This window comes from Pedobacter sp. 01N310 (assembly GCF_056399805.1).
This window is the reverse complement of record NZ_JBFTSB010000008.1, coordinates 54,750-80,264: the sequence shown is the minus strand read 5'-3', so window position 1 is coordinate 80,264 and position 25,515 is coordinate 54,750. Positions and strand designations below refer to the sequence as shown.

Here is a 25,515-nt window from a genome sequence, read left to right as displayed (position 1 = left end):
CTTATGGTTTACATCACAAACAACTTTTAATAAACTCTGTTTTAATACAGATGAATAAATCTGCTAGTGTTAAGGTATATCATGGCTATGGCCATGCACACAATTTGGTTGTTTATGGTCATGTTTTTAAACGCAAGGCAAAAACACAGCAGGTTTACAGCAATAATTTGTTTGTTAATATCGCGCATCTTTTAAAGCTCTTCATTTTAAAACCTTACGCTTTTGTTGAGGTGCGTTTGCAATTTTTTGATCAAACGATTTACAATAAAACCGAAGGGGATGGCTTTTTTAAATTCGAATGGAAAGCTGAACATGAGGTGCCTGCTGGTTGGCACTTTGTTAAAGTAGAAGCTGTTGATAAAAACGGGAAAGTTTTAAGTGCAGGTGAGGGTAAGGTATATGTACCCCACATTACGCAATATGCCTTTATTTCGGATGTGGATGATACCGTGATGATTTCTCATTCGGCAACTATAGGGCGGCGGTTGAGAGAGCTGTTTATCAAGAATCCACATACACGTAAAACCTTTCCTGATGCAGCCAGTCATTATCAGCAATTGGCCATGTCGCACACTGAATCAGATCAGCCCAATCCTTTTTTTTATGTAAGCAGCAGCGAATGGAACCTTTACGATTATTTGGTCGAGACTTTTAGGTTTAACAAGTTGCCTGACGGTGCTTTTCTTTTAAATACATTAAAACGATGGAAAGATTTAGTCAGCACAGGTAAAACAGGTCATGAGGGTAAATTATTGAGGGTAATGCGGATTTTAGATGCCTTCCCCAACCAGAAGTTTGTGTTTTTTGGTGATAACTCGCAGCAGGACCCAAAAATTTATTCCACAATAGTGGAGAAGTATCCGAAAAATATCGAAGCGGTCTACATTCGCAATATTCGTCCTGAAAAAGAAGTAGAAACAAGACAATTGCTTAACAAAGTTGAGGAAAAAGGGGTGAGTGCGTGTTTATTTAATAATAGCGGGGAAGCGATTGAACATTCTAAAGCAATAGGATTGATACAATAGTTTTTGGAGCGCAAGGGCCGTGCTCATCGGTCTTGATAGTCCCGCTTTTCTTCCTGCCCCGATGAAGTATCGTGGGCATCCATTCAATCGGGGCTAGGTACAATGTTTTTGCTAACGGGAACAGGCCACAGTTCAATAAACCCGACAGTAGCGGCAGCCCCGTCCCGATTTTTCATCGGGATCATGAGGGCTATAGCGAATGGCGGGACGATCGGATCCGATAAGCACAGAACCTGCTTTCCAAAAAAAGCTATCGCCATTTCGGGACTGGAAATGAGCGAGTCTAAGCAATCTTAATAGCGATTGTTGTAGGATTGCTTCGTGCCTCGCAATGACGAAAAATAGAGGGAATTACCTCAAATCAAGAAATCGATTTTCCGAACGGTGTAAATGCTAAATTCATTAACTTAAAATGCTGACGCCCAAATGGAATACCCACAATGGTAATGCAAAGCAGGATACCAAAAAATAAATGCGTTAAGGCAATCCAGAAACCGCCACATAAAATCCAGATCAGGTTCATGATGGTAGAAAGGCAACCTGTGTTTGATGAGGTATCAGTTATTTTAACGCCAAAAGGAGCGAGACCTACAATGGCAAATTTAAAACATTGGATGCCAAAAGGAATCCCCACAATGGTTAGACAAAGGATAAGGCCTCCAATAATATATTCGAAGAAAATAAAGATACCGCCAAAAATAATCCAGATAATATTGCTTAAAAAGTTCATTATGTTTTTTAGTTTAAGATTTAATAATGGATGTTTTGTTACAATTCATTTAATACATACTCACGTATTCTTCGTAATTTAGAATCACACACAAAAGAAACACAACATGAAAAAATTAATTCTTGCAGCGACATTCGTCGCGTGCTTTGGGCTGTCGCGTGCCAAAGCACAAAATGTAAATGGCTTTAAGTTAAGTGATATCAAGGTAGATTACATCGAATTAAAACCGATTTATAATGGTGGTGATACCTATATTGCCAGGGTAGATTATGGGCAAAAATTCAAACGGCCTAAAGAAATGAACGTAAGAGACGACGACGGAAATGATTTGCTTTTCAATTCCCAAATAGATTGCCTCAATAAATTGAAAAGATATGGCTATGAACTTCTTAATACCTATACCGATCAGATTGATAAAGACAGCAGTAGACCTGTTTATGTGTTAAAAAGGAAATAGATAATAAAGAAGTCAAGTTGAATAAACAACCTGCTATGAAACTTGACTTCTTGTAAGATCTATATAAAATCGAGCGTATTAAACTTTTTATTCAGAATATCAGCATTATTTACATCCAGCCATTTATCTAAAATGGTACCATAAACCTGTCTGAAATCCAATTGATATTTTAAATCGCCTGTATCCAGATCACTTAAATTAGGCGCAGCATTAAAAATCCCTTGTTTCTTTAATTTTCCGCCAAAAACAAACATATTATTTGCCGTTCCGTGGTCGGTGCCGTTACTGGCGTTTTGTTCAACCCTGCGGCCAAATTCGGAGAAGGTAATTACCAAGGTATCCTCCAATTTATTGTTCGATTTTAGATCTTTCAAAAAAGCAGCCATACCTTCACTATATTGTTTAAGCAGATTACCTTGTTGACCAATCTGATTTACGTGGGTATCAAAACCACTTAAGGATACATAATAAACCCTTGTTTTTAATCCCGAAGAAATAAATTTAGAAACCGTTTTCAATTGGTTTGCAAAACCCGAAGTAGGGTAAGTAGATTTCGACTGATAAATTTTGGAAGTATTCTGGATATAACTGGCAGAGGATGAAGTTTCGATCATGGTTTTATATAAATAACCTAAATTATCTTCATCTAAATGTTCCTTATCATTCTGCAGCATGGCCTTAAAAAAGGGATCGTTTGTATTACGGAACAAAGCTGCGGGATCTTTTAATGCAATTCCTTTTTTGGTTTGCCCTTTCATGGCCAGAGAAAGCGAGTCGTCTACTTCTATCGCAGTATAAGGGAATTTGCAGGTTTGGCAATTGCTATCTAAATAACGGCCAATCCATCCGGTTGATAGGAATTGATTGCTATCGCTACCCGTTTGCCAGATATCCATCGAACGGAAATGCGAGCGATCTGGATTGGGGTAGCCAACATCGTTGATGATGGTCATCCAGCCTTGATCATAAATTTCTTGCAGGGCCGCCATGTTCGGATTTAGCCCCTGCATGTCGTTCAATTTAATTACCTCTTCAGGTTTAATGGCAATACTTTTTCTTTTTTGGTAGTAAATATCGTTTCCAAAGGGAATAACCGTATTTAAACCGTCATTTCCACCAGAAAGCTGTACCACAACTAGGTTTTTGTATAGGCTCAGCTCATCAAGCGCCATGGCCTCAAGCGGTTTCATAAAAGCGGGAACAAATAGCGAACCTGCTGCAACAAATCCTGTATTTCTTAAAAAATTTCTTCTGTTCATCTTGTTAATATTTTGGTTCAATGTTCATTCGTCAATAGTTCATTGGTTTGGGTGTTCAGCTAATTGGCTATTGGACCATCAACCATTGACTATTAACACAACTGATACTCTGGCATACTGGTAATTTCGACTGCAGTACTTCGCAATCCTTTATTATCGCTTACCATCGTTGTTATTTTGGCATTTAATTTCGGTTGCAATAAAAACTCGGTAAGTTCCAGTGGCGTTAATCCTTTTGGTAAAGTATCTAAAAATTTAGGCCAGTCTGCATTTGCGTTTACGTACGATTTTGGTTTCATGTTGGCATTTGCATTGGTGGTAGCTGTTCTGCTTAAGGCAATTACAGCTTCGTCTTCAGGATCTGCTTTGCCGCTGAAATCGATTTCCCCGTCATTTAAAACAAGCGAAGGAATGCGCATCCTTAACATTAATGATGAACTATCAATCCAGCTTTGTCCGCCAGGCCAGCCCGCTACATTAGGTGGGTTAAATAAATATTGCCCCAAACTGCTTTGTAGCTGTATTAACACCTGTGGTTTGTTATAGGTAACATAAAACTCGCGACTTAAGCCTACTAAAAATTCAGCGGGTGATTTAATTTTTGTGCCTACATTCTCCGGACTATAAAACCAATCTGATGTAAACATTTTTTTCATCATCGAGCCGATGTCGTATTTCGAGTTGTAAAAATGTGTGGCAAGTTCTTTAACATGAGCCTCATTCGGGTTATCGTTTACGAAAAACTTATATACTTTTCGAGTGATAAACTGTGCAGTTTCTGGTTTTTCGAGGATAATATCGATGATGTTTTCGCCTTCGAAATTCCCGATTTTACCGAAAAAGGTTTTTGTTCCGGGATCGTGCAGGTTTTGCCTGAAAATAAACGAGCCATCTTTGTCGTACATCCAGCCGGTAAATGAGCGGGCAGATTCTTTAATGTCCTGCTCGGTATAATTTCCTCTTCCCAGGGTGAAAAGTTCCATGAGTTCGCGGGCGAAGTTCTCATTTGGTTTACCTTTTCTGTTCTGCTGGTTATTCAGGTATTGCAGCATTGCGGGCGACTTGGAAACTTCAACCAGTAAGGTTTTAAAGCTGCCCAGGGCATTTGTTCTTTGGATGTTATTTAATTGTTGCGCAAAAAATGGGTTATTGCTGCGGCAGGCAAAATGGCCATGCCAAAAAAGCGTCATCTTTTCCCTCAACGGGGCATCGGTATTGATCATTTTGGTAATGAAGGCAATATTCAGATCGCGGCTTACTTCGTTTTGCTCCCGTACAATCTGCTGGCGCATTTTCTTTTCTTCATCGGTCAGGTCTTTTTTCGAGTATAAACCCGCCTGAACCAAAAGTTGTCGTTTCGATTCGTAATCGTTCACTAAATTAATGGGATCGTTTTTTAGGGAATCTTTAAGTAGATTATCGACCACTTTATCGAGATTTTTTTTGCTTAATTTTTGTAAGTCGGCATAAGAAACCCCGAAGCCTGCCCGGTTGTAAAGATGTTTTACTTTTAAGAAATTATCTTTTGCGCTCATAATAGACTGTTTTACAGTATGACATATTTAAAACGCCAAGGTTTAATCTTTGTTTTCTTTCTTATTTTTGCCTATGTTTTTTCAGCTACTAGATGACAATCCGGGCTTTCCAGACCCAGCCTTGGCAGAAGAGGATGGTTTATTGGCCATTGGCGGTGATTTAAGTACGGAGCGGTTGTTAATCGCCTATTCGAATGGGATTTTTCCATGGTTTAGTGAAGGCGAACCAATCCTCTGGTATTCGCCACACAAACGCTGTGTGATTTATCCTGATAAAATTAAAATCAGTAAAAGCATGCAGAAAATTTTAAACCAGGAAGTTTTCAGGATTACTTTTAATCAGGCTTTTGCCGAAGTGATCCGCAATTGCGCAACTACCGAAAGGAAAGGGCAGGATGGTACCTGGATTACCAACGAAATGCAAGAGGCTTACATTAGCCTTCACCAACAGGGCTACGCGCACAGTGTAGAGGTTTGGCTAGCGGATAAATTGGTGGGTGGCTTATATGGTTTAAAAGTAAATCGTGTTTTTTGTGGAGAAAGTATGTTTAGCCATGTAAGCAATGCCTCAAAAGCAGCATTGATTTTTTTAAGTAAAATGAATATCGATTTAATTGACTGTCAGTTGCCGAACGATCATTTAATGAGTTTAGGTGCTGAAATGATTGAACGAGAAACATTTATGCGTATTTTGACAGTGGACTAATCTTTATTCTCTAACGATTGATGTATAGCCCGTTCAATTCTGGTGTCGGGTATAAACCAAATGGCTGCAACAATTACATACATGGAACAGCCAATCCAAGGGTTTATGAAGCTGAGGCCTATTCCCAAGGCATAAAAAACTAAAGAAATTTTTCCTTTGCTATCATTGCCTATTGCTTCAACTACCAGTGAATGTGCACCTTCTGTTTTTTTAATCGTGATGACCAAAATTAAATAAGCAATGGCCGCTAAAAATAATACTACGCCATAAGCCACAACTGGCCAAAAGGTGAAATGGTTTTCGCCCATCCATCCTGCCGTAACCGGGAAAAGTGATAACCAGAAAAGCAGGTTTAAATTAGCCCATAACATTGATCCGCTCACTTTCTTAACCGCATGCATGAGGTGATGGTGATTGTTCCAGTAAATACCTACGTAAGTAAAGCTTAAAACATAACTGATAAATTTTGGAATAAGCGGTTTTAAACTAACTAAAGTATCGCCATGCTCGGGCACCTTAATCTCTAAAACCATAATGGTAATGATAATTGCAATTACTCCATCACTAAATGCTTCTAATCTGCCTTTGTTCATAAAAAAAAATCGACACTAAATTTGGTACAATTATCAATGAAATTATCTTATAAAACAAAACCCGCAAACTTTTGATCTGCAGGTTTCTTATTGTTGTTTTGTTGAAATTATAATTCTCTTACCCAGATGTTCCTGTAACTGATTGCAGGACTTGGATCGCCGTGATCTTGTAATTTGATTGAAGCCGGACCATGTTTTTTGTATTCTGGTGCACCGATATACCTGGTTTCCCCTTTTAGTACAAATCCGTTCTGTAAAAGTACGCCGTTTAAAAATACAGTAACACTTGCTGGTTTTTGTACTGTTCCATCTTCATTAAAACGCGGTGCGTTCCAGATGATATCGTAGTATTGCCATTCACCTGGTTTCTTGTTGGCATTTGCCAATGGAATAGCTTGTTTGTAAACACTGCCTGTTTGTCCGTTAACATAGGTTTTATTGTTGTAAGCATCCATAATCTGGATTTCGTAACCGTCATCACCGCCACCTGTTGATGCTAAAAACACCCCGCTATTTCCACGTGCCTGACCTTCGCCAGATATGTTTTCGGGAATTTTCCATTCCATGTGCAATTGGTAATCGGTAAACTTTTTATTGGTTTCGATATTCCCAGTGCCTTTTTTTACCGTAAAAAAACCATCATCTATTGTCCAGGCAGCTGGTTTAGAAGGATCTTTAACAGAATGCCATGCATCTAAATTTCTTCCGTTGAAAAGAATGGTAGCATCAGATGGTGCATCCTGAGGCAATTTGCCCGGTGTAACAATTTTAGGAACGGGTTCCCAAACCTCGGTTGTTTTTGGGTCTTTGGCAGGATCTGGTTTTTTATCTTGTGCCATAGCTTGCCCTGCAAAAAATGCAGGAATAAATAATAGTGTGTACTTGTTCATGATTGTGGTTTAACTTTTTAAAGTTAACCAGTTTATTAAGAAAAGGAAATTTCGTATTTAAAATTTTACCCCAAATCGTCAACAACGTAGGTTTCGCTTATAATTACTTCGTCAGGGGCAATATCTTCTTTACGCTGTTCTGCCAAATCGCGCATTGGGCAATAACCCGTGATGCCGCGGTACAGTAATCCTGCACCAATTGCTGCACCCGTAAGGCCAATTACAGGATGCGAAAAAATGCTGGTGATGCCTTTAAAAAGTAAATATGTTCCTGCAGTTCCAGATAACCAACGTTCAGATTTTGAAACGTTTTCGAACAATTCTGGGTACTTCCAGGCTTCCTTAACATTGTTTACAGCGGTATTAAAATCTTGATTTGTCATGATGGTTAAATTTATGTTCTACTGTATAACAAGTAAGAAGGAAATGAGTTTTGAAAAGAAATTTAATTGTGTATGTTGCCACGGAGACACAGATTAGTACGGAAGACCAGGTTGTTTGTATTCACGTTGATGTTTAGCCACAGAAACGCTGATTAACACGGAAGAAGTACTAATAACCAGGATTATAAAACAACACGCCTGATTTCGAGCGTTGGTTTACCGAAATTTAAAATAAGCCCAACTTTGCAACCTGAACATCTTAAGTAGTTTAGAGTTTGCGCTATATCGGCGCTTGCAATAGCACTTTTTGATTTAATTTCTAATATTACCGTATCGAATATGATAAAGTCGGCATAAAAGCTATGGGGTAGGGGAATACCTTTATAATAAACTTGGTATAACTTCTCTCTTTCATAAAAATAATCCCTGTTTTTTAGTTCTATACAAAGTGCATCTTTATAAACGATTTCTAGAAAACCACAACCTAAATGGCTATGAATTTCAATAGCAGCACTAATAATTAGGTCTGTTTCGTTTTTTAATGGGAAGTTCGATTGACGGATTTCCATACCAAGAGATTTAATAAAGGTTAACTAATTAACTTGGGATGTATTTACTAAAATAGTAAAATAATAGGATGCTGCGAAGCATACTCTGTGATTTCTGTGTCTCCGTGGCAAAGAATAACTTGAAAGGTTTGTTAGATACTGGCTATGGATGCCTGTTTACACAGCAAACTCTTCGACTCCGCTCAGAGTGACCAACGGAGAGTACATCCGTGATTTCCGTGTTTCCGTGGCAAAAAATTAAGTGGAATAGTCTGTTAGAGGGTGCAATATTCAAATAAACTGTTCGACTTCGCTCAGAGTGGCAATCATATAAGAACTTCTGTGATTGCAGCGCCTCTGTGGCAAATTTTCGGCGATTAATTCAATATATCGCGTATGTCTTCCTTGCTCAGCGATTTAAAGAAACTTTCTTCAGTTGTAATTAAAGAGTTTGCGAGCGATTTTTTACGGTTCTGCAAGGCCAATATTTTCTCTTCTACGGTATCTTTTGCGATGAATTTGTAGATGAAAACCTTTTTATCCTGACCAATACGGTGCGTTCTGTCGATGGCTTGTTGTTCTACTGCCGGGTTCCACCATGGATCGAGGATAAAAACATAATCAGCTTGTGTTAAGTTTAAACCTACGCCGCCTGCTTTTATAGAGATTAAGAAGACTTTCAGCTCAGTATTCTGCTGAAATTCGGAAACAATTTCGCCACGGTTACGGGTTGCGCCATCTAAATAAGCAAATGGAATATTTTCCGCTTCAAAATGTTTTTTGAAGATATCAAGATGTTTTACAAACTGAGAAAAAACCAAAACCTTATGTCCGCCTTTAAGTACGTTATCGAGCGTATGAATTACGTTTTCGAACTTTCCTGAATCTGAAACATAGGTGCCATCAATCATTACAGGGTGGTTGGCCAACTGGCGTAGGGCGGTTAACCCTTGTAATAGCTGTACCTGTTTCTTTGCGAAAGTTCCATCGTCCATGCTCTGCAATAAATCGTTACGGTAGGCAGATTTTGTTTTTTCGTAATATGCGGCCTGATCTTCGCTCATGTCGCAATAAATTACCTGTTCCGTTTTTGGCGGCAATTCTGCAGCCACCTGCTCTTTCGTTCTACGGAGTACAAATGGTTTGATAATCGATTGCAGTTTACGCGCTTTTTCTTCGTCCTTTTTCTTTTCTATCGCTTGTACATATTCTTCGTAGAAGAATGCCTGTGTACCCAATAAACCAGGGTTTAAAAAGGTCAACTGCGACCATAAATCGCTTACTGAGTTTTCTACGGGTGTACCGCTCAGAATCAGTTTATGTTTAGATTTTAAGCTTCTAACGGCTTTAAACGATTTTGATGCGGGGTTTTTAATGTTCTGACTTTCATCGAGAATAATGTAGTTGAAATAAAAGTTTTTCAATTCATCTACATCTACTCTGGTTACACCGTAAGTGGTAATGATAATATCGTAATTGGCAAAATTGGTAACATCTTTATTTCGGTTGGTACCGGTATGTGCCAGTATTTTAAGCTTTGGTGTAAACTTTTTAGCCTCCGTTAACCAATTGTAAATTAAAGAGGTAGGCATGATGATGAGCGAGGTCGTCTGCGTTTCAAGCAATTGGTCATCTTCCTTCACCTTTTGCAGCATAGCCAATGTCTGGATGGTTTTACCCAAACCCATATCATCGGCCAAACAGCCACCGAAATTGTATTCGCGTAAAAAGCTGAACCAGTTATAACCGGCTTTCTGGTAATCGCGTAAACTGCCTTTAAAATGAACAGGCATTTGCGTATCAGCAATATCTTCAAAGTCTGATAATCGCTGTAATTTGCGTTCAAGCGTAACATTAGCCAGACTATCTTCAGCCAGATCATTGATGAGACCGATATGGTGTTTCTTTAATTTTAGCGTTTTTCCGGCCTCTGCCAAACTGAATAAACTACCGTATTGGGTAAACCATTTATCAGGGATAATAGCTACTTCACCATCGGGCAACAAAAACTCACGCTTTTTGTGTAGAATATGTTGCTTTAGTGAAAGAAAAGGAATCTGGTATTTTCCAAACCATACCACAGCATGGATATCGAACCAATCGTTTCCTTCTTTAACTTCAAGATCTATTTTGCTGGCACCGAAAACAAATTTTTTCTGCCCTGTGGCCTGTTCAATTTCAAAACCCGATGCCTGTAAAATTTCGATATGCTCGTTTACCCAATTTATAGCCCCGTAACTTGGATTTTCTTCGGCAGAAGCTACTTCCAGGTTGCTGAATAAAGAACTCGTTTTTTTTAGTCCTAAGGATAACAGCAAATTAAACTGCTTTTTCTCCCATTCTGCCGAACGTTTGATGCGGTGGAAAATATAGTTATCGGCAGTTTTTTCTAAACGTACAGTTACTTTGTGCGCATTCTCTACCGGGAAAGTATATTCGCCATATTTAAAATATAGCTGAATTTGAGAAAGACCACCATCAACATATAAAACTTTAATTACCGGTGTTGCCTCAAATTGTTCGGTTCTGATTTCGAAACCTTCGGCATACACATGGTGCTTTTCTATTAAAGGGGCTACAAACTTTTCAAAATAAGTGGCTTCGGTTGTTTTGGGTATGGCAATAAACCGTTTGTTTAAAAAGGGTTGCAGTTTTTTTCCTTCAATATCCTGATCAAAAAAGTACAATACATCGTTAAGCAATAACCACGCAGGTTTGTTGCTGATAATCTGTGCTTCTTTAAACATAAATTCGATGCGCAGATTCTGATATTTGATGGTCGGAAAATAACGTGTTTCAGTTTCGTTCCTTCGGAAATGAAAAAGAATAGATGCAGGCTCATCAGCCAGTTCGATTTTGCGTTCTACCGGCCAGCCATCTTTGTCCATTACATAAAGCTCGTTTTTGACCTTTAAAAGCTCTAAAGCTTCGGCAAGTTTCTTTTCGATTTTAGGGCGAACATTTTCATAAAATTTATTGTCGAAAATTTTAGTGAAAAACTCAGTTGGCCTGATTAGCTTTTTATAATATTTTTTAATCAGCGAGTCTTGCTCAATGTCATCTAAAATTTTGATCAGTTTATAATCAATATCACTTAAACAGGCATTAAATTCTTCTGCGGTATGCGTAAAAATCCGTTGGTAAGTAAACGAAAAATCTCCTTGTGGATTGAGCTGAACAACGTGAGGTTCAATTAAATAGCCCAAGTACTCATGTTTGCACAAAGAGTACACCACTTTACAGGTTTTAGAGCTATCGACACGTAACATTGATTGGTTTAAAATTTTTTCTAAGCTAAGCGCTTAAAAAACTTTAAACTTACAATATTTTGAGGTTACATCAAAAAGAAGTAGCGGTTTTTGAGATAAAAATTATCAGTTTTTTTTATCGAAATTTAAAAGAATGGTTAATTGCTACTATTGGATGGAACGTTTATTTTGAAGTTAAAGGCAGATAAACATTAAATGCTTTATAATTGGCTACAACTTATTATCTTAGCCCTTGTATTGATAGGCTTTTTAGTATCAATCAATTAACGCATCACTATTAAGGTTTACATGAAATTTTTTTACGCGCTCTCTCTGTTTGCCTGCTTATTCTTTTATAGCTATGGCCAAGAAATCCCCAGGAGCACCCAATATATTTTTAACAATATCCTGTTGAATCCTGCATTATCGGGAATAGATAATTATACAGATTTAAAAATAGGTTTACGCAAACAGTGGAGCGGTTTAGAAGGTGCACCAAGTACACAATACCTTTCTTTAAGTACCGCTATTGGCGAAGATTTTGTTCGGAGCAATGTAAATTCATTTGCCGGGAATGGAGACAATCCAATGAGCAGAAGTTTTGTAAACAGCTACACCGCGGCAGAGCCTCACCATGGAATTGGCCTGGTGGCCATGACGGATAAAGCCGGTTTGGTTCGGCAGACTAATGTGAATTTAACCTATGCATATCATTTAGGCCTTACAAACGAAGTAAATTTATCAGTTGGTTTATCAGGAGGATTTAAATCGATCAGTGTTGATGTACGCGGAATTATAGCCGATGAATCGGGCGACCCTTTATTCTCTGCCGATTATAACAACAAAATTAGACCCGATATTGGCGCAGGTATTTGGTTGTATAGTCCACGATTTTTTGCTGGTGTTTCAGCAAAACAGCTGGTTGGAAATAAAAGCAGTATTGTAAATAATCAAGTTAAAACCAGTCCATACCAAGCAGCTACTTTTTACGGAACGGCGGGTTATAAAATATTTCTGGATGAGGATATTGCAATGATCCCCTCTGGTTTGATTTCATATTGGGTCAACGCTCCGGCTACTTTCGATGCCAATTTGAAATTTGCCTATCGGGATAAGTTTTGGGTTGGAACCAGTTTCAGGAACAACGATTCTTTTTCGCTTCTAGCAGGATTTAATATTGCGTCGCTGGTAAACCTGAGTTATTCTTATGATGTAAATACTTCAGGATTACGTTCGGTAAATAATGGTACCCACGAAATTGTACTGGGTATTTTATTGAATAACCGCTATCAGGTAGTTTGTCCAAGTAGGCAATTTTAACGTAAAAGTGTTATGCTGCCACCTAGTGGTTTACATTCAGCCCGCAAATCGATCACATAATAATAAACCCCTGCTGGTAATTCTTTATCCCTAAATCTACCATCAAAAGGTTTGGTATAATTGCCGATCGATTCGTAAACCAACTGACCGCCACGGGTGTAGATTTTAATATTGGTGCCATTAAAATCTGGTAAACCCCTCACTTGCCAAACATCGTTCATACCATCTCCATTCGGGGTCATGGTGTTGGTAACCTCCAGGTTATCGTGTGTTACTTCTACATGTACCTTGGTAAACTCGCTTGTACAAGAACCCAGTTTTCTCCTCACAAAATAATCTGCCGTTTTGGCTACCCTAAATTTGAATATTCCGTTGGTGTTTTCTGAAAATGGCTTCGTATCATCAATTTTTTCAAAGAGCTGGAAGGTGCCTTCTTCTGGTGCAATTACAGGTAAAACGATATCTGAAACATAACAAACGCGTAGATCGTTGATGATGGGAGCTATGATTTTAAAAGGCTCATCTACTACGGTATAAGCCTCGCTGATGGCATAACCACAAGATGTTTTGTCTTTTACTTCTAAACGATAGGTGCCTGCGCCAACATTAATTAGATCTTGAGTGTATTGAACAGCCTCGCCAGCTTCGTTTATCCATTTAAAATCATACGCTGGAATACCACCGATTACCTGTATGCCTTTAACAGAACCTCTCTGTAAAGTACAGCCATCTTTAATTACGGTTGCTGTATTGGAAACGATGTTTAGTTTTGGCGTGATATTGATGGCGTATGGTCCTAAAATAGTTTCACAATTGTTCACATCATAGGCAAACATCCTGTAATTGCCTCCGGGCAAATTTTTAAGTTCAATAATGTTCCCTGTTTTGGTTGCACCTGCAACTGTAGCGCCTGATTCATCTACCCATTTAAACAATGTTGGAAGAACGGAACTGAAGTTTAGGTTGATACTTCCGTTAATCAACTCGCAAGTGGTGTTGTTAACGGTTGGCGTAAAGGTATAAACCGTTGGTGTTAATGCATCTACCCTGAAAGTTCTGTCTAAAGTGCAGGTATACAGCGAATTGCTGGCTCTTAATGTATAAGTTCCTGGGGCAAGGTCAATCATTTTTATTGACATGCCAGGGGAGTACGGTCCTTTTTTGATGCTTTGCCCCGTTGGGCCTAACCACTCGTATGTATCGGCATTGGTAATCGATACACCATCAATAACACCATTGTTAACACCACATCTGGCCGGAGTAACTGTCCCTCCGTTAATCGCAACATCGCTATAGGTGCCGATAAAGAAAGATGAGGAAACTGGCGAACATTGCCCTTCGTCAGAAACAGATAAAGTATAGTTGCCGCCTCCTACATTTTCCAGATCCAATGTAGTTGACACCACATCTGTACCTAAAATTCCTGTGATCGGATCGCGTTTAAACCATTTGTAGCTTAAGGTACCCGTTGCATCTGTAATGGTAATGCCTACAATAGATCCGTTTTCTTTACCACATGCTGCAGAGGTGGTTTTAGTTGGATTCCCAATTTTAGGTTGAGGTTTCCTTCTAACTGTAATCGGATCAGAATCTAATGAGCAGTTTGCTTCATCCGATACTTTTACGAAGTAGGTGCCTTCTGGTAAATTAGCTGGGTTACTTCTGCTTACCACGGCATTTGTTGCGGTATTTATCCACTCGTATTTTAATACACCTTTACCCCTTAAAACCTCAGCTGTAAATGTAAAAGTGGTTTGTCCGCAGGCAGGCGAAACTGGCAGAATAGTAGGTTTGGTTAACTTCTGATCTTTGATGATAAACACCGATGGAAATGCTTTGCAGCCATCATCAACGGTTACCTCGTAAGTGCCTACATCTAAATTGGAGATGCTTTGTGTATTTCCTTTAGGTACGCGGCTACCATCTGTTTCTATTTTTACCCAGCTAAAAGTAAAACCTTCGCGGGGCTCTGGGATGGTGATTGATCCATTGGCATTACAGGTTACAGGTTCTACTATAGCTTCGTTTGGTAATAATTCAGCAGTAGAGAAAGGAGAGGTGGTTGCATTTAATAAGCTGGCTGTTGCAGTAACCATTCCGCTTAGGGTTCCGTTGTATTCCCAACGACCATCGCTACCGGCCTGTACAGTTGCAATATAGGTTTTACCTTCACAGATACCTTGGCAATTTACGGTATAAAATAGTTCTACTTCTGAGTTGGGTGTGGCCTTACCCGAAACATAATCATTTCTTTTTTTCAGTACCTGAATGTAGGGTTGAAGGATCGATAGGGTTTTTCCGATGCCAAATGTCTTGTTGCAAAAGAAACTGTTCCTTGTGATTTTTACGGGTTTTGACGATACCGTTTCCACCCCGAAATTGTTGTTGGCGATTAAGTTTGCTTCGGCAGGTGTTGCGCCACCGATGGTTCCTCCTGCACCCAACTCTATTTTTACGCCAATTCCGTTACTCATCACTACAGCTCCGGCAGCATCGGTACCAATGGCATTACCGGTTAAAATAAAATCAGAATTGGTGATCGAAACCCCTGTAGTTCTGTTTCCGCCGATAATATTATTGCGCACATAAAGTGCCGTATTTACCGCATTGACCTTTAAACCTGCAATTTCTAAAGCGGAGGAAGAAAGAAATATCGGTAATTCATGGAAATCTTTTTTGCCCGTATAATCGACCCCGATTTTATTATTGATCACGTTGACATCAAACCTTGCATTGGTGGAGTACGATGACCTGGTGATATCTACATTAATCCTGTTTGCGGCGATAACGTTTCCTTCACCAGGATTATCACCACCAACATCTAGTGCACTATCGTATAAACTGGCCGAAATACCAAAAACATTGGTGTTTGGTGTTATTCCATCATATATTACCCCGATTAAGTTCGATTGGATCTTGATTTTAGTAGCGGTGATGGTGTTAAAATAATAGCTGTTCTGCACAATAATACCGTTAATGTTCCCTCCAATAACATTTCCTTTATTTGGAGCACCAATGGTAATATTATTTGCACGATAATCGATTACAATTCCCGAGCCTTGAGCCATATTTACATTTTGTAAGTTATTGATCGTAGCAAAATTACGGATGTATAAACCATAAACCTCAACGCCAGTAGTTTGGACCTGCGTGGTTGATGACTGGCCGATAACCAATCCCGAAAATGTAGTGTTTGGATATTCAGGCTCCAAAATTACTTTAGCGCCAGAAACACCAAGTGCTGGCCACGCAACCTGCGAGGTGCCATCGATTACTACATTTGAAGAAACCACAGGTAATGCCGAACGTAACCTAATGGTACGGTTGGCATTGTCGCTAGGCGTGCCTGGCAAATTGAAGTTAATGGTAAAAGTAGTTATCCTATTGGCTATAGCCGCTTGTGTTAACCCCTCTCTTAGTGTTCCAGGGCCGCTATCGGCATTACTGGTTACTACATAAGTTTGAGCATATATATTATTGCAGAAAAATAAGCCGACAAATAGGGCTAGCAGTTTTGAGAAGCGCATAAAATTGTTTGGTGCAGCCAAAATACAAATAAACTATTTAGTGGCTAGCGTTTTAGTGAAACAAACGTACATTATTTTTCTGAAAAATAATTGAGCGCTTGACTTAGCTTACGCTCGTTTTTATTATCGCGATTGACCAAATTGTAATGCTATTTGTGGATTGGCCTAAACAAAAAAGGCATCCTGAAAATCAGAATGCCTTAAAAATTTGTTAATTATTGTTTATTTCCAGCCACCGCCTAATGCGCGGTATAGGTTTACCACCGATTGTAGTTTTTGTAATCGATCGTTAATGCCACTTAATTGTGCTGTTAATAAACTTTGTTCTGAAGTTAAAACGTCAGTATAGTTTGTTGCCGAACTGTAACGTAACAATTCTTTGGTAAAATCTACTGCTTTGGTTAATGAAGCAATTTGTTTTGCCCTCGTTTCTTCTTTTTCTGAAGCTGTTTGATAGGCGTACAAAGCATTCGATACTTCCTGTCCACCGGTTAACAGTGTTTGTTGAAAGTTGTAAAAAGCAATCTGTTGATTCGCTTCGGCTGTTTTTAAGCGTGCTTTGTTTGCGCCTTTTGCAAAAATTGGCTGCGTTAAACCACCCACCAAATTATAGAAGATAGATTTGCTGAAGAAATCCTGTAATTGTAAGCTTGATAATCCACCCGCTGCGGTAATGGTTAAAGCAGGATAAAAATAAGCTTTTGCTACGTTTGTGTTTTCGAAAGCCGATCTGAAACCAAATTCAGCAGCTATCACATCCGGACGGTTTTTTAACAATTGTGCAGAAACGCCGGTTTGTAAATTAGCATAAGGGGTCTGTTGATCCAAAGTTGTGCGGTTAATCGCATTTGGTGCTTTAGCAACCAAGACGCTTAGCGCATTTTCAGCCTCTTTAATGCTTCTTTTTAAATCGGGCAAGGTTACCTGAGCTGCATATAAATTGGCTTCACTCTGTACAACAGCCGCGCCATTAACTACGGCACCTTGTTTTAAGGCTTTCATGGTTTCAACATCCTGAGTTCTAACCTTAATGGTCTGCTCGGTAATGGCCAATTGTTTATCAAGGGCCAATAAAGCATAATAATTATTAGCAATGGTAGCAATTAACTGTGTTTGAACAGCGCGTTTTGCTGCATCACTTTGTAATAAAGTAGCGTAAGCACCACGCTTTGCACTGCTTAATTTCCCCCAAATATCAGCTTCCCAGCTGGTGCTCAACTGTGCTTTATAGGTTTGGGTTTCCAGGTTAATGTTAATCCCTGCCGGAAAATTCTGTGCTGCTGCAGAAGCTTTATTGTCGGTTACATTTACATCGGCCTGTAAGCTGGGCAATAATGCGCCTCGGCTTTGTATAAGCGTTGCTTCGGCAATTTTAATGCGCTCGATGGCCTGTTTCAGGTCTAAATTTTCATTTATCCCCTGTTGGATCAGCGATTGTAAAGTGGTGTCTGAAAACAACGTTTTCCATTGCACATCAGCAATGGTTGTTGTATCGGTATTATTGTTATCACGGTATAAACCTTCGTTCTTAAGTTGTGGGCGCTCGTATTTTTTAGTTACACAAGCGCTTAGGCTGAGGATGGCTACACCGATTAAAATGGAATGTTTATATCTAAATTTCATGGTTTTAAAATTAATGTGGACGGTTAACCGCTAACTCGTACTCTTCTTCTGTTTGTTCGCGATCAATGCCTTCCTCAAAAGGAGAATTGCTACTGATTTTTTCCTGTAAGGTTTGGAAAACAATGAACAAGGCCGGGATTACAAACACGCCGAATATAGTACCGATTAACATACCGCCTACAGCTCCGGTACCAATTGAAGTATTACCTGCTGCACCAACACCTGATGACAACATTAAAGGCAATAAACCCAGAATAAAAGCAAAAGAGGTCATCAAGATCGGGCGTAAACGGGCAGTTGCACCATCAATAGCCGAGTTAATAATACTCATTCCCTTTCGTCGCCTGTCTACCGCGTACTCTACAATCAAAATGGCATTCTTTGCCAGTAGCCCCACAAGCATGATCAAGGTAATCTGCGTATAGATGTTATTATCTACACCAAATATCTTATCAAAGATGAATACCCCGGCTAAACCAATTGGCAGCGAAAACAATACCGCCAATGGTAAGATATAACTTTCGTACTGTGCTGAAAGCAGGAAATACACGAAGACTACGCAAAGTAGAAAGATAAAAATCGTCTGACTTCCACTGCTTACCTCTTCACGCGATAAACCAGAGAACTCATATCCATAACCTGCTGGAAGGTGAATTGCGGCTTCCTCCTGAATGGCCTTAATTGCATCACCAGAACTAAATCCCGCATTCGGGTTACCCGTAACTGCAATTGAGGTATACAAATTGAAACGTGAAATAGCCTGTGGCCCGTAAACTTTTTCTAAAGTGATAAACTCAGAAATAGGAGCCATTGTACCGCTCGAATTACGCACATAAATACTGGTTAAACTTTGCTGATTAGCACGGTATTTGGCATCTGCCTGGTACATTACCCTGTACTGTTTCCCGAATTTATTAAAGTTTGAGGCATAAACACCACCATAATAACCCTGCAAAACACCCAACACATCGCTAACCGTTAAGCCAGCTTGTTTCACTTTTGCCACATTTACATCGATCTGATATTGTGGGAAATTCGGGTTGAACGAGGTTGATGCATATTGAATTTCAGGGCGTTTACTCAATGCGGCTAAAAATGCATTACCCACTTTGTTGAATTTTTTGATATCGCCACCGGTTTTATCCTGTAACTGGAACTCGAAACCACCGCCGGTACCAAAACCCTGAATGGTTGGCGGAGCAAAGAAAATTACCTTCGCACCTTTAATGCTGGATGCTTTTGCAAATAATTCACCAATAATGGCTTTAACATCACGCTTACGTTTATCCCATGGTTTAAGCCTTGCGATAACCATCCCATAAGAACTACCCGATCCGCTGATCAAACTTCGGCCAACAACCCTAAATGTAGCCTCTACTTCTGGCACCTTACTTACAATATCATTAATTTTTACAATAATTTTATCGGTTTCTTCCTGTGAAGTAGAAGGTGGCAATGAAATATCAGAGAACACTGTTCCTAAATCTTCGTTTGGCACGAAACCTTTAGGCGTTGTATTCATAATCCACACTAACACCACTGCGAAAACAGCAATTCCTAAACCTGCAAGCCATCTTTTTTTGCCTAAGAAACCAACAGAGCGTTTATACTTTTGCGTTACGGCATCAAATGAAGTATTGAAAGCAGTATAAAAACGTTGTAAGAAATTTTTACTTTTTTCGTGATCTTCTGCATGCGGTTTTAAGAACATCGCACATAGTGCCGGACTTAATGTTAAGGCGTTGATCGCTGATAAAATAATCGCGATAGCCAGTGTTAAACCGAATTGTTTATAAAATACACCAGACGAACCCTGGATAAAACTTACCGGGATAAATACTGCCGCCATTACCAGTGTAATCGAAATAATCGCACCACTAATGTCATCCATCGCATCTTTCGTTGCCTTTTTCGGGTCTTTGTAACCAGCATCGAGCTTGGCATGCACGGCCTCCACCACTACAATGGCATCATCCACCACAATACCGATGGCCAGTACCAGTGCAAATAAGGTTAATAGGTTGATGGTAAAACCGAACAGACTCAGGAAGAAAAAGGTACCGATAATAGCCACCGGAACACTGATTGCCGGAATCAAAGTTGAACGGAAATCTTGTAGGAAAATAAATACCACTAAGAACACCAAAATAAATGCTTCAATCAAGGTGTGGATTACCTTTTCGATTGAGGCATCCAGGAAGTTATTTACGTTAACAACGGTTTCATAATGAACACCTTTAGGGAAAGAAGTTGCTGCTTTATCTAAAGTTTTGATCGAGTTTTCGATTACTTCTTTCGCATTCGAACCCGCTGTTTGACTAATGGCAATACCTAAAGCAGGTTTGCCGTTAAACTTTACATAACTGGCATAACTTTGTGCACCAAGTTCTATCCTGGCCACATCTTTTAGGCGAAGAATCTGTCCGTTTGCATCCGCCTTAATAATGATGTCGCTAAACTCAGTTTCCGTTTTTAAACGGCCACTATATTTTAACGTATATTGAAAAGCCTGATTTCCCTGCTCACCAAACTGACCTGGTGCAGCTTCAATGTTTTGCTCTGCCAAGGCTACACTTACATCATTCGGTACCAGACCATAAACAGCCATTACTTCTGGTTTAAGCCAGATACGCATGGTATAATCTAAAGTACCAAATGCACTTGCATCACCTACACCGCTAATCCTTTTAATTTCAGGGATGATGTTAATGTTGGCATAATTTTGTAAAAACTTCTGATCGTATGATGGATCATCACTGTAAATGGCAAAAATAAGCAAGTTACTCGCCTGTCTTTTTGCTGTAATTACACCCGATCTGGTTACCTCTGCAGGTAATAAACTGGTTGCCCTGGCTACACGATTCTGTACGTTAACCGCTGCTAAATCGGCATTTGTGCCCAATTTAAAGTTAACGGTAATGGTTGCGGTACCATCATTACTGGCACTAGAAGTCATGTAAGTCATGTCTTCCACACCATTTATCTGCTCTTCCAGCGGAACAACAACACTACTCATTACCACATCGGCATTTGCTCCCTGATACGAAGCCGATACCTGAACGGTTGGAGGTGCAATTTCGGGGTATTGAGAGATGGGTAAAGTTACAAGGCCTAATACACCTAATATTACAATTATAATGGATATAACTGTTGATAAAACGGGCCTGTCTATAAATTTCTTAAACATAATTAATATGGATTACACTGATGTAGTGTGATTGCACTGACTATATTGTTATTTTTTTATTTCAGCATAAACTGAATCGGTGTTTTTTACCTCAGGTTTAATTTTAGTCCCGTCTTTTAACGATTGAAAGCCTTCTAAAATAACTTTATCGCCAGCTTTAAGTCCTTTGGTAACCACGTAGAAATTACCTTTGGCCAATTCCATCACTTCAATTTGGGTATTGATCACCTTAGCCGAATCGCCTAAAATGTAAACGAATTTCTTACCCTGTAAATCGATCGTTGATTTTTGAGGGACTAAAATTGCATTTTCAACATGTTGAGGAATTCTAACCGATGCACTAGCACCATTTTTTAATAAGAAAACCGGATTAGGGAAGGTTGCCCTTAAACTAGCCGAACCAGTGCTGGTGTTAATCTGTCCGTTGATGGATTCAATCTTGCCATTTTGTGCATAAATTGAACCATCGGCAAGAACCAAGCTCACCGCAGGAATGTTTTTCATTTGCTGTGCAAGCGTATTGCCTTTATAGGTATTAGAAAAATCTAAAAGCTGTTTCTCGTTTAATGAGAAATAGGCGTAAACCTTAGAAGTATTGGATACAGTAGTTAACGGCTGTGTGCTGCTGCTGCTCACTAAACTTCCATTTCTGAAAGGGATACTACCAACTACGCCATCAACAGGGCTGGTAATCGAAGTATAACCTAAATTAACCTGTGCATTTACCAATTCTGCTTTTGCTTGTGCAAGTGCAGCTTTCCTGCTCTGAAGCGTTAGCTGCGCTGCATCCAGATCGTATTTGCTAATAATATCTTTTTCTACCAGGGGTTTGGTTTTGTTTACTGTTAGCTGGGCAGCATTTACATCAGCTTCGGCACTGCTAATAGCTGCTCTTGCTGTTCTAACCTGTTGCTCATACTGTGGTGCATTAATGGTGAAAAGCAATTGACCTTTCTTAACTACAGCACCTTCATCCACCAATATTTTTTCGATAAAACCATCAACTTTCGGACGGATATCAATGTTTTGAATACCTTCAATTGTTGCTGGATAATCAGAATCTAATGTTGTATTTTGTGTGGTTACTGTAAAAACAGGGTAAGCTTGTGGACCTGCTGCTGCTGCAGCGGCAGCTTTTTTAGCTGCATCGTTATTTCCGCAGGACGCTAGAAGCATACCAATGCTCACGCTAAAAAAGAGAGTTGTTACTTTTCTCATGGGTATTTCTGTGTGTTTAAATTTAAATTTCCGGAATTAAGGGCGTTGTCAAAAAATATAGGACTTCGATTTTCGCCAATAAATGCCCAAAAATAGAGCCTAAAAAAAAATAAATCTGTCCGAATTCTGTCATTTAATCAATCGATTGATTTATTTTTCGATTGAAAACCTGTCGGATTTCCTTTAAAGTACTGTTAAAGATTGTGTTGTCGTATTTTTTGGCATAAAAAACAGTGTGTAAATATCTTGCGACAGATGTTAAAAGCTGTTAAATCCAAAGGAAATATACGGTTTTTTAGAATAAATGTTGCGTATTTTAGGCAATAAAATACATTGATAGTGTCTGTTTTACACGAGGTGTTCAGATAGGATTCAAACCTCGCAGGTTTTTAAAACCTACGAGGTTAAAAAAGAAGATTACTCTACTTCTCCCTCAAAAACCAATTTGGCCGGGCCGCATAAAAACACATTGGTAAATTCCTTACCATCGTAATCGAATTCTATTTTAATATCACCACCCAAAACTTTAATGGCCGTTTTAATATGACCGGTTTGGTCTTTGTGTTTCGCCATGGCCATGGCTACGGCTGTTACCCCAGTACCACAGGCATAAGTTTCATCTTCTACACCACGCTCGTAGGTACGTACAAATAAATGATCGCCTTTATCTTCTACAAAGTTTACATTTATACCTTTTTCTGCATAAGTTCCATTGTAGCGAATGTTTTTCCCTTCAGTAAAAACATCAAAGTCTTTTAAACCGCTTTGTATAGCAACATAATGCGGCGAACCAGTATTCAATACATATGCCTCGCCATCTTTGGTAATGGTATCTACATCAATCATTTGTAAATCAACCCATTCGCCATTTTCTGAAATTCTGGCATAATGTGGGCCATCTACTGCCAAAAAGTTTGTTTCGCGATCGATGATTCCGAGTTGTTTGGCAAAGGCAACAATGCATCTGCCACCGTTTCCACACATGCTGCCCAGCTTACCATCAGCGTTAAAGTAATGCATCTCAAAATCATAATCCTCATGTTTGGTAATAAACATTAATCCATCGGCACCAATGCCAAATCTTCTATGGCATAGTTGTTCAACTAATTGATTGTCAATATTTTTTAACGGACTCATGGTGTGGTCTATTAAAATAAAATCGTTGCCTGCGCCCTGGTATTTAAAGAAATTAATTTTCATGAAAGCTTCATTTTTTAATGCAATATTTGAGTTGCAAAAGGTAATTAGTGGTTTGTGTTTTTTAATTTAACATTTTTTAACACAAAACTAAGTGCTTTGAGGATACAAATATCGTTTATATGGTATTAAATTTGAATATACTTACGAAAGAAAATTTGAGCAGATAAAAACTGCCTGAGCATTCTGCTTAAATCAAAGTGAAAATGCTCTCGCAAATAATAACATTTAACAAATGAATATTATAAGCTAACCAAACAATTAGCTAGCAAATCAGCTTATAATAAATCATGGCTTTAAAAAATACAATATACAAACGCATGAAACCATTAAAAGCTAACGGTTTTTAAAGCAATGCTAAGCTTTTAATAGCTTCATGACCATTAAAAAACAATATACAAACACATGAAACCATTAAAAGCTAACGGTTTTTAAAGCAATGCTAAGCTTTTAATAGCTTCATGACCATTAAAAAACAATATACAAACACATGAAAAAAATATTAGGAATTACCGTGTTGGCTGCTTTTATAGGTGGGGCAGCAGCAATTGGAGGTTACAAACTATTTGAGCGTAACCAAACTGGCAGTACCATTACTGAAAAACAGAATTTATACTTCGCAAATAATCCACTTAAAGTGACATCTGCAGGAGCAACCGATTTTACGCAGGCAGCAGCAGCAGTTGCGCCAGGTGTGGTCCATATTAAAACAACATATGCGGCACAAAATGGTGGCAGTAAAAGTTCGTCCCCATTTGATATGATGGAAGATTTCTTCGGTGGCGGCGGTGGTCGTCAAATGCAACGTCAGCCTAGAGCAGCATCGGGTTCTGGTGTAATTATCAGTCAGGATGGTTATATCGTAACCAATAACCACGTGGTAGAAAATGCAGAGAAGGTAGAGGTGGTTTTAACAGACAGACGTAAAGTTGAGGCAAAAGTAATTGGCCGCGATCCGAATACTGATTTAGCTTTGATTAAAGTAAATGCAACGGGCTTACCTGTTGTAAAAATGGGTAACTCAGATAATGTACAGGTTGGAGAATGGGTTTTAGCGGTTGGTTTCCCGTTAGATTTAAATACTACGGTAACAGCTGGTATTGTGAGTGCAAAAAACCGTAGTATTGGTATTATTGGTCGCGAGCAACAAGGCAACGAAATTACTGAAGAGGAATATCGCGAATACCAACGTACGGGTAAAAAACCAGATCGTCCGGCAAATACCAGTATCGAATCATTTATCCAAACCGATGCAGCCATTAACCCAGGCAACAGCGGTGGTGCGCTTGTAAACGCAAATGGCGAATTGGTAGGTATTAACTCGGCAATTGCATCGCAAAGCGGGTACAATCAAGGTTATGGATTTGCAATTCCAGTTAATCTTGCCCGTAAAATTGTTGATGATTTTATGAAATATGGCTCGGTTAAACGTGGTTATATTGGCGTTAACTTTGTACCATTAAGCGGAGAAGATAAACCTGAAGGCATTAAAACCAACGAAATAAGCGGTTTATATGTGAATGATGTAGTTGCCGGTGGCGGTGCTGCAGCAGCAGGCATTAAATCAGGTGATGTAATCAAAAAAGTTGATGGCGTAGTGATCAACGATTCTCCTGATCTTCAGGAAAGAGTTGGTCGTTTAAATCCAGGCGATAAAGTTAAATTAACGGTGTTACGCGATGGTGCACTGAAGGATTACACCGTAACTTTAAAAGGAGAAGCCAGCGTTGGCCTTACAGCCAAAAATACAACAAGCAAAGGCGCTGAGGTTTCGAAATTAGGTGCAACTTTTGCTCCTGCTACTCAAGCCCAGAAATCGAAATATGGCATAAATAGTGGTGTTGTAGTAACGTCTGTAACCACAGGAAAAGCATTTGATAATATTGGTGTTGAAAAGGGGCTAATCATTACTAAAGTGAATGGCCAACCTGTAAATTCTGTAGCCGATGTCCAAAAAGCATTGCCTTTAGGCAGAAACAACATGGTGAGTATTTCTGGTGTTGGCGAGCAAGGTTCTTATAACTATAGCTTCCCAGCGCAGTAATTGATCTGATAAAAAATAGTTTTTA

At 39.1% G+C, this 25,515-nt stretch carries 18 protein-coding genes; 5 read left to right on the top strand and 13 right to left on the bottom strand.

All coding sequences use genetic code 11. The annotated features are described in order from the left end of the window. Window positions 1–50: 50 nt before the first annotated feature. Entirely contained in the window at window positions 51–1,025 is a 975-nt protein-coding gene (locus AC1DNH_RS16915; protein ID WP_477583905.1) for an App1 family protein, read from the top strand. A 361-nt stretch (window positions 1,026–1,386) separates the two neighbouring features. On the opposite strand, the gene AC1DNH_RS16910 is transcribed toward AC1DNH_RS16915, so the two are convergent. Continuing rightward, window positions 1,387–1,755, bottom strand: coding sequence for a YccF domain-containing protein (locus AC1DNH_RS16910; RefSeq protein WP_477583906.1), 369 nt, complete (start codon window positions 1,753–1,755; stop codon window positions 1,387–1,389). A gap of 106 nt (window positions 1,756–1,861) precedes the next feature. Between AC1DNH_RS16910 and AC1DNH_RS16905 the strand changes: the two genes are divergently transcribed. Continuing rightward, window positions 1,862–2,212, top strand: coding sequence for a hypothetical protein (locus AC1DNH_RS16905; RefSeq protein WP_477583908.1), 351 nt, complete (start codon window positions 1,862–1,864; stop codon window positions 2,210–2,212). A 59-nt stretch (window positions 2,213–2,271) separates the two neighbouring features. On the opposite strand, the gene AC1DNH_RS16900 is transcribed toward AC1DNH_RS16905, so the two are convergent. Next, window positions 2,272–3,471, bottom strand: a complete 1,200-nt coding sequence (locus AC1DNH_RS16900; protein ID WP_029278263.1) for a DUF1501 domain-containing protein — start codon at window positions 3,469–3,471, stop codon at window positions 2,272–2,274. A 92-nt stretch (window positions 3,472–3,563) separates the two neighbouring features. Next, window positions 3,564–5,006, bottom strand: coding sequence for a DUF1800 domain-containing protein (locus tag AC1DNH_RS16895; protein WP_477625527.1), 1,443 nt, complete (start codon window positions 5,004–5,006; stop codon window positions 3,564–3,566). A 73-nt stretch (window positions 5,007–5,079) separates the two neighbouring features. Between AC1DNH_RS16895 and aat the strand changes: the two genes are divergently transcribed. Next, window positions 5,080–5,712 (top strand): leucyl/phenylalanyl-tRNA--protein transferase, encoded by a 633-nt coding sequence (gene aat, locus AC1DNH_RS16890; RefSeq protein WP_477583911.1) that lies wholly within the window; start codon window positions 5,080–5,082, stop codon window positions 5,710–5,712. On the opposite strand, the gene AC1DNH_RS16885 is transcribed toward aat, so the two are convergent. The 5 genes from AC1DNH_RS16885 to AC1DNH_RS16865 form a co-directional block, all read right to left on the bottom strand. After that, on the bottom strand, window positions 5,709–6,305 hold the full coding sequence (locus tag AC1DNH_RS16885) for a TMEM175 family protein (protein ID WP_477625526.1): 597 nt from the start codon (window positions 6,303–6,305) through the stop codon (window positions 5,709–5,711). The genes aat and AC1DNH_RS16885 overlap by 4 nt on opposite strands. A gap of 107 nt (window positions 6,306–6,412) precedes the next feature. Continuing rightward, window positions 6,413–7,195: a 3-keto-disaccharide hydrolase gene (locus AC1DNH_RS16880; protein ID WP_477609903.1), complete on the bottom strand. Its 783-nt coding sequence runs from the start codon at window positions 7,193–7,195 to the stop codon at window positions 6,413–6,415. Between the two features lie 65 nt (window positions 7,196–7,260). Beyond that, window positions 7,261–7,578: a YgaP family membrane protein gene (locus tag AC1DNH_RS16875; protein ID WP_477584209.1), complete on the bottom strand. Its 318-nt coding sequence runs from the start codon at window positions 7,576–7,578 to the stop codon at window positions 7,261–7,263. Window positions 7,579–7,760: 182 nt separating this feature from the next. Beyond that, entirely contained in the window at window positions 7,761–8,147 is a 387-nt protein-coding gene (locus AC1DNH_RS16870) for a GxxExxY protein (RefSeq protein WP_029278252.1), read from the bottom strand. Between the two features lie 356 nt (window positions 8,148–8,503). After that, on the bottom strand, window positions 8,504–11,395 hold the full coding sequence (locus tag AC1DNH_RS16865) for a DEAD/DEAH box helicase (protein ID WP_477609901.1): 2,892 nt from the start codon (window positions 11,393–11,395) through the stop codon (window positions 8,504–8,506). Between the two features lie 288 nt (window positions 11,396–11,683). Here AC1DNH_RS16865 and AC1DNH_RS16860 point away from each other — a divergent pair, with 288 nt between their 5' ends. After that, window positions 11,684–12,694: a PorP/SprF family type IX secretion system membrane protein gene (locus tag AC1DNH_RS16860; protein WP_477584592.1), complete on the top strand. Its 1,011-nt coding sequence runs from the start codon at window positions 11,684–11,686 to the stop codon at window positions 12,692–12,694. On the opposite strand, the gene AC1DNH_RS16855 is transcribed toward AC1DNH_RS16860, so the two are convergent. The 5 genes from AC1DNH_RS16855 to dapF form a co-directional block, all read right to left on the bottom strand. Next, the gene (locus tag AC1DNH_RS16855) at window positions 12,691–16,221 is read right to left on the bottom strand and encodes a T9SS type B sorting domain-containing protein (RefSeq protein ID WP_477625525.1); all 3,531 of its coding nucleotides are present in this window, start codon (window positions 16,219–16,221) and stop codon (window positions 12,691–12,693) included. The two genes, AC1DNH_RS16860 and AC1DNH_RS16855, sit on opposite strands and share 4 nt — an antisense overlap. Window positions 16,222–16,443: 222 nt before the next feature. Then, on the bottom strand, window positions 16,444–17,844 hold the full coding sequence (locus tag AC1DNH_RS16850; protein WP_477582322.1) for an efflux transporter outer membrane subunit: 1,401 nt from the start codon (window positions 17,842–17,844) through the stop codon (window positions 16,444–16,446). A 10-nt stretch (window positions 17,845–17,854) separates the two neighbouring features. Continuing rightward, complete coding sequence (locus AC1DNH_RS16845; RefSeq protein WP_477582324.1) at window positions 17,855–21,031, bottom strand: efflux RND transporter permease subunit; 3,177 nt, start codon at window positions 21,029–21,031, stop codon at window positions 17,855–17,857. 48 nt (window positions 21,032–21,079) lie between these two features. After that, a complete protein-coding gene (locus tag AC1DNH_RS16840; protein WP_477582326.1) occupies window positions 21,080–22,249 on the bottom strand; it encodes an efflux RND transporter periplasmic adaptor subunit in 1,170 nt (389 codons plus the stop codon). A gap of 417 nt (window positions 22,250–22,666) precedes the next feature. Continuing rightward, complete coding sequence (gene dapF / locus AC1DNH_RS16835; RefSeq protein WP_477611278.1) at window positions 22,667–23,449, bottom strand: diaminopimelate epimerase; 783 nt, start codon at window positions 23,447–23,449, stop codon at window positions 22,667–22,669. A 487-nt stretch (window positions 23,450–23,936) separates the two neighbouring features. Between dapF and AC1DNH_RS16830 the strand changes: the two genes are divergently transcribed. Continuing rightward, window positions 23,937–25,490 carry a trypsin-like peptidase domain-containing protein gene (locus tag AC1DNH_RS16830; protein ID WP_477582330.1) on the top strand — a complete coding sequence of 518 codons (1,554 nt, stop codon included), beginning with the start codon at window positions 23,937–23,939 and terminating at the stop codon, window positions 25,488–25,490. Window positions 25,491–25,515 lie beyond the last annotated feature (25 nt).

Excerpts from the sequence above, each read along its gene's own strand:
- AC1DNH_RS16845 (WP_477582324.1), bottom strand. The coding sequence starts at position 21,031 with ATGTTTAAGAAATTTATAGACAGGCCCGTTTTATCAACAGTTATATCC.
- aat (WP_477583911.1), top strand. The coding sequence starts at position 5,080 with ATGTTTTTTCAGCTACTAGATGACAATCCGGGCTTTCCAGACCCAGCC.
- AC1DNH_RS16900 (WP_029278263.1), bottom strand. The coding sequence starts at position 3,471 with ATGAACAGAAGAAATTTTTTAAGAAATACAGGATTTGTTGCAGCAGGT.
- AC1DNH_RS16875 (WP_477584209.1), bottom strand. The coding sequence starts at position 7,578 with ATGACAAATCAAGATTTTAATACCGCTGTAAACAATGTTAAGGAAGCC.
- AC1DNH_RS16910 (WP_477583906.1), bottom strand. The coding sequence starts at position 1,755 with ATGAACTTTTTAAGCAATATTATCTGGATTATTTTTGGCGGTATCTTT.
- AC1DNH_RS16915 (WP_477583905.1), top strand. The coding sequence starts at position 51 with ATGAATAAATCTGCTAGTGTTAAGGTATATCATGGCTATGGCCATGCA.
- AC1DNH_RS16870 (WP_029278252.1), bottom strand. The coding sequence starts at position 8,147 with ATGGAAATCCGTCAATCGAACTTCCCATTAAAAAACGAAACAGACCTA.
- AC1DNH_RS16830 (WP_477582330.1), top strand. The coding sequence starts at position 23,937 with ATGAAAAAAATATTAGGAATTACCGTGTTGGCTGCTTTTATAGGTGGG.
- AC1DNH_RS16850 (WP_477582322.1), bottom strand. The coding sequence starts at position 17,844 with ATGAAATTTAGATATAAACATTCCATTTTAATCGGTGTAGCCATCCTC.
- AC1DNH_RS16865 (WP_477609901.1), bottom strand. The coding sequence starts at position 11,395 with ATGTTACGTGTCGATAGCTCTAAAACCTGTAAAGTGGTGTACTCTTTG.
- AC1DNH_RS16905 (WP_477583908.1), top strand. The coding sequence starts at position 1,862 with ATGAAAAAATTAATTCTTGCAGCGACATTCGTCGCGTGCTTTGGGCTG.
- AC1DNH_RS16885 (WP_477625526.1), bottom strand. The coding sequence starts at position 6,305 with ATGAACAAAGGCAGATTAGAAGCATTTAGTGATGGAGTAATTGCAATT.
- AC1DNH_RS16895 (WP_477625527.1), bottom strand. The coding sequence starts at position 5,006 with ATGAGCGCAAAAGATAATTTCTTAAAAGTAAAACATCTTTACAACCGG.
- AC1DNH_RS16880 (WP_477609903.1), bottom strand. The coding sequence starts at position 7,195 with ATGAACAAGTACACACTATTATTTATTCCTGCATTTTTTGCAGGGCAA.
- AC1DNH_RS16855 (WP_477625525.1), bottom strand. The coding sequence starts at position 16,221 with ATGCGCTTCTCAAAACTGCTAGCCCTATTTGTCGGCTTATTTTTCTGC.
- AC1DNH_RS16840 (WP_477582326.1), bottom strand. The coding sequence starts at position 22,249 with ATGAGAAAAGTAACAACTCTCTTTTTTAGCGTGAGCATTGGTATGCTT.
- dapF (WP_477611278.1), bottom strand. The coding sequence starts at position 23,449 with ATGAAAATTAATTTCTTTAAATACCAGGGCGCAGGCAACGATTTTATT.
- AC1DNH_RS16860 (WP_477584592.1), top strand. The coding sequence starts at position 11,684 with ATGAAATTTTTTTACGCGCTCTCTCTGTTTGCCTGCTTATTCTTTTAT.